General features: G+C 62.1%; 6 protein-coding genes, 2 tRNA genes and 1 pseudogene. All 9 read left to right on the top strand.

All coding sequences use genetic code 11. From position 1 onward, the window contains the following. Positions 1-254, top strand: a pseudogene (locus ACFE7F_RS15460) (peptidase M28 family protein); the annotation flags it as partial. A gap of 113 nt (positions 255-367) precedes the next feature. Next, a complete protein-coding gene (locus ACFE7F_RS15465) occupies positions 368-628 on the top strand; it encodes a hypothetical protein (protein WP_375404743.1) in 261 nt (86 codons plus the stop codon). Between the two features lie 16 nt (positions 629-644). After that, positions 645-902, top strand: coding sequence for a hypothetical protein (locus ACFE7F_RS15470; protein WP_375404744.1), 258 nt, complete (start codon positions 645-647; stop codon positions 900-902). Between the two features lie 90 nt (positions 903-992). Beyond that, a tRNA-Ile gene (locus tag ACFE7F_RS15475) sits at positions 993-1,065 on the top strand. A gap of 114 nt (positions 1,066-1,179) precedes the next feature. Next, positions 1,180-1,256, top strand: a tRNA-Pro gene (locus ACFE7F_RS15480). 316 nt (positions 1,257-1,572) lie between these two features. Next, complete coding sequence (locus ACFE7F_RS15485; RefSeq protein ID WP_375404745.1) at positions 1,573-1,827, top strand: hypothetical protein; 255 nt, start codon at positions 1,573-1,575, stop codon at positions 1,825-1,827. 580 nt (positions 1,828-2,407) lie between these two features. Further along, positions 2,408-2,647, top strand: coding sequence for a hypothetical protein (locus tag ACFE7F_RS15490; RefSeq protein WP_375404746.1), 240 nt, complete (start codon positions 2,408-2,410; stop codon positions 2,645-2,647). A gap of 111 nt (positions 2,648-2,758) precedes the next feature. Continuing rightward, complete coding sequence (locus ACFE7F_RS15495; RefSeq protein ID WP_375404747.1) at positions 2,759-3,109, top strand: hypothetical protein; 351 nt, start codon at positions 2,759-2,761, stop codon at positions 3,107-3,109. 391 nt (positions 3,110-3,500) lie between these two features. Then, positions 3,501-4,489, top strand: a protein-coding gene (locus ACFE7F_RS15500) for an IS630 family transposase (protein WP_375404748.1) whose coding sequence is annotated in 2 segments (ribosomal slippage) — positions 3,501-3,837 and positions 3,837-4,489 — 990 coding nt in all. Because the reading frame shifts where the segments join, the coding sequence is not laid out codon by codon here. Positions 4,490-4,716: the final 227 nt, after the last annotated feature.

The following is a 4,716-nucleotide window of genomic DNA, read 5'->3' on the forward strand; positions in this document are numbered from 1 at the left end:
CCCCGCTCGGCATCCCGCGCGGGACGGCGGTGGCGGGCGACGGCGCGGATGTCGGGCCGATGTTCAAGCTGGGCGTGGGCGCGGTTGACCTGAACCAGTCGGGCACGCGGTATTTCGACATCCATCACACCCCCGACGATACGCTGGAGCGCGTCGATCCGGAACAAATGCGCCAGAACGTCGCGGCCTGGACGGCGATGCTGGCCGTGGTCGCCTATGCGCCGGAGGAGCTCGGACCGGTCACTCCTCGCTAGATGAAATGCGGCGAAATGAAGGCAATTGCTATTGACCTACTAATTTGATCGGGTATTCAGAACGCCTCGTCGGCGACCGGGGGTCGCCGGGCGATGTATCTGGGAGTTTATCCATGAAGAAGTTCGTACTCGCCGTCGCCGCTACCGGCCTGCTGTCGCTCGCCGCCTGCAATTCCGAGCAGGCCGAGCGCAACGAAGCCGTGGGCGAGGCCGTTGCCGACAACCTCCAGGCGCAGGCCGACAACCTCGAGGACGCCGCCGAGGCCGCGCCGACCGAGAACGCCGAAGCCGCGCTCGAGAACGCGTCGGAGAATATGCAGATGAAGGCGGACAATGCCGAGGACGCCGCCGACAACGAGACCGACGTCAACTGATCGGTCGACCGGTACGATGAAGCGTCCCCTCCTGCTCGCGATCGGCCTGCTGCCGCTCGCCGCCTGCTCCCGGTCGCCCGAGGCGACCGCGGTGCAGGTGAACGCCGACATGCTGGCCGACGACCTGGAAGCCCAGGCAGACAATATGGAGGCGTTGGCGGAGGACGCCGCGAACGCGGACGCCGCGGCGGCTATCGAGGGCGCTTCGGCGAATCTCGCGGCCGAGGCGGACAACGTCCGCGACGTGGCGGAGGACGCGGCGCAGAATTTATAAAGCCCGTGTCGTACCGCAATCGAGGGCGCTTCCGCTTTGGTGGGAGCGCCCTTTTTTCGTCGGGCGATCTCGGCTAACCCGCGCAGGCGTGGGCCTGTAGCTCAATGGTTAGAGCTGGCCGCTCATAACGGCTAGGTTGCGGGTTCGAGTCCTGCCGGGCCCACCGAGTTCATGTGAGAGCGCCGCGGCAAGAGCGCGTCGTCGGTCGTAACCGCGTCACGCCGGCCGGGCACGTTGCGCGACGTGCTTAGCTTCGCTATGCGCGTCCGCATGGTGCCGGGGAGTGGCGCAGGCTGGTAGCGCACCTGGTTTGGGACCAGGGGGTCGCAGGTTCGAATCCTGTCTCCCCGACCACTTACCGGTAAGTAGCTGATTCGACGTCGCCCACTCGGCGGTTGGGGATGCTTGTACCCATCGCTGTACCCATCAGGCGATTAGCATGCCTTCACCCAATCTCCGCCTGCGAGGCGGTAGATATTATTGGCGAAGGAAGATCACGATCAGCGGACACGTCGTTCCGCTATCGTTGCCGCTCAGTGCAGGAAATTATCAACGCGCGACCGGTATCGCCGCTTGATTGGGAGCGGAGCTAGAGATCCTGCGCGTGGCATACGGTGAAATCGGCACAGCACTGACCCCAGCGTAGCTGAAGAAGGTCTTCAGCGATGCGATGCGTTGGCAGCTCGATCGCGTCCTGAAGAATCAGGTCGGAAGTGCGATATCGTCCGGGGAGCACGCCAGGATGAACAGCATTCATGCCAAGGCATGGAAATTTCTAGCTCGGGAGGGACACAGCGCGCGCCGGACGCCGGACGAGCATGCGCAATTTTTTGAAAATGGCTGGGCTCCCGCTGATGCCAAAGCCGTAGCTGAAACCTTATCTGCTTACCGGAACGGCGACGCGGTATCCGGCCGACAGCTTTAAGCTTGCGCCGAGGCGTTCGGCATCGCGCGAACGCCAAGCAATTTCGATTGCGTGGAGCGAATGGTGTGCGCAGGTCGTGCTGTCGCCTGTCAGGAAGCAACCGCGCGCTTAAGTGTCGACATGGGCGACCTCAGGTCGTGGGTTGATGATGCCCTCGCCGATGATGGATCACTTGCGTTCGAGATGGTGCAGCGTGACGTTCGAGGTCCCGCGGCCGGCTTCCTTCATGAGCATGAAAGGGTATCGGTAGCCGGAGAAGCTGACCTCGAGTTGGAAGACTAGAGACATCAAGTTCGAAAATATCATGTGAATTACCTGCTTCACTTTCTTGCTCAAGCGCCTCCAAGAAGCTTCTGACTGACGCTGCGGAGGAATGCACCGCAGCGTTTGCAGCCGAAGGTGGGTGGGCCATTACAACGAGCACTCAGGTGCGCACGGCCGCGATGCTGTTCGACCATGCGTGCGGCAGTCAGGCGTATGTGGAGGATGTCATCGAGGCTCATGTGCTGGCGTTCACGAATCTGTGCCGCGCCCTGCCCAGTCGTTGGGGCCGCACGAGAGACGAGCAAGAACGTGGCTGGTGGCCAGCATCGAGCGTGCAGCGGGGCTGCCGAAGGAAAACATCGGTATTTCACAAGCGACGATCAACAAGCACACCACCTGGATCGAACAGGTTCTAAGATTTGCGGGCAGCGAGCGGGGCGGTGGACATAAGCCGGCAGAAGCGATCACGTTCGCCGAAGCGCGGAAAGGTCTTGGAAAGAAGGCCAGACAGCAACGCAAGCTCAATCATGAGAAGCGGGCGAACTGGACGGTATAGGAGATTGCGAAGCTGCTGTCGGCTCCTGTCTGGTCCGGCTCGGCGAGCTTAGATGACCGGCTCCTCCCTGGCTCCGAGATCTTTCACGATGCATGGTACTGGCTGCCGCTAATGCTGCCGCTCTATGATGGTTGCAGCTCTGAACTTATCGGCCTCTCCTTGTCGGACATGCACGAACACGAGCCGATCCCCTATTTGCAGGCGGATTTTACCAAGAAGTGCGCGCTCAAGAATGTACAGTCTATCTGCAAGTCACCTCTTGATCCGGAGCTGATCCGTCTAGATTGCACTGAGCACGTGCGGCAAATAGAGTCCGCGGAACACAGCTTCCTTTTCCTGGAAATGAACCCGCTTGGCTCGAGAAGCTTTGCGAGCACGTTCTTCAAGAGCATTCTTAGCAAGCTTCGAACCTGGGCGTTTCCTGATGGCACAAGCTGGCGACATCGCATTGGCGGCGCCTGACGTGACAAGGACGTCCACAGCTTCCGGGGTGCTGCATCGTCTATGTCGAAGGGTGAAGTTCCCGACAGCGTCCGGTGCGATATCTTGAGCCACGAAGGCGAAATCGAGACGGAGCTTTCCTACGATGAGGAAGCCCAGCTCTCAGATAAGCTTGCGGCCATCAAGTTCCTTTCGCCACTGACTTTCCACATCCAGACAATCGCTCCAATAAACCTCCGACCGTCCGATCGGCAGAGACATGGTGCCTGCCGTGGTCGACCCGCCAAAGCACGCGAGGTCAGCCAGCGGAATGGCAGTCCTTAGAGCGGTTTCTGCCCGGTGTGGGTCGAAGGAGATTCCCACGGACGCGCCGATCTGATTCAGGGTGCCGGCCGGATGGAGCCCGGCTTGGATGGGCAAGCCGTTGTCGATGGACCTGCGATCGCGAGCGCTGGCCGCGGTTGATAAGGGGATGAGTTGCCGGGCCGCGGCGACGCGGTTCGGCGTGGCGGCCGCGACGGTTGTCCGATGGCACGATCAGCGCCGCAGCACGGGCGGCTATGCCGCCAAGCCGCAGGGCGGGGACACTCGGTCGCGCCAAATCGAGGCGCACCAGGTTGTGGTACTGGCACTGTACGGGTCTCGCCGCGACATCACGCTGGATGAGCCGCGCCGCGAGCTTAGCCAAGCAGGTGTGACGGTGGCGATCTCGACGCTGCACCGCTTCTTCGCCCGGCATGGGATCACTCGAAAAAAAAGACCGGGCACGCGGTCGAGCAGGACCGCGCCGACGTCCTGAAGCGCCGGGAGGAGTGGCTCGACGGCCAACTCGACCTCGATCCCGCGCGGCTGGTGTTCATCGACAAGACCTGGACGGCGACCAACATGACCCGCAGCCACGGCCGCTGCCGGCGAGGCGAGCGGCTGCGGATGGGCCACCCGCACGGCCATCGCAAGACGACCACGCTGGTTGCAGGCCTGCGCATGACCGGCATGGTGGCACCGATGGTGCTCGACGGCCCGATCAACGGTGACTGGTTCGAGGCCTATGTCGGCCAGGTGCTCGTGCCCGACCTCAGACGCGGCGACGTGGTGATCATGGACAACCTGTCGAGCCACAAGCGAGCCGGCGTCCGCACGCTGATCGAAGCCGCTGGTGCCCGCCTGCTGTTCCTCCCGCCCTACAGTCCCGACTTCAACCCGATCGAGAAGGCCTTCGCCCGCCTCAAGGCCATGCTCCGCAAAGCAGGCGAGCGCGCCGTATCCGGGCTGTGGCGACCCATCGGCAAGCTGGTCGACCTCTTCCAGCCGGAGGAATGCGCCAACTACTTCAGCCCGTGTGGCTATGACCCAGACCGAAAGGAAACCGCCCTAGGCGATAATGCAAAGCGATCTCTTTAGATCGACCGTTTTCTTCCGACCAGGGTTGAGCGCGTGCAACGTCGTGGTTGCCCCTTTGCACCGTTAAACCCATACCTCCGAATTGATCGTCGCAACTGGACTGGTTAAACTAACTGGCCAGCAAGACTCATTTGCGGTCGTTCACGCCTGCCTTTCAGTCCCCCAGCTCCGGTCGTTTGTTCAGGCCCGGCTAGGCCGCAGAGCGCCGGCCATCAGCAGCCATATCC

The organism is uncultured Sphingomonas sp. (assembly GCF_964235535.1).
Lineage (GTDB): Bacteria > Pseudomonadota > Alphaproteobacteria > Sphingomonadales > Sphingomonadaceae > Sphingomonas.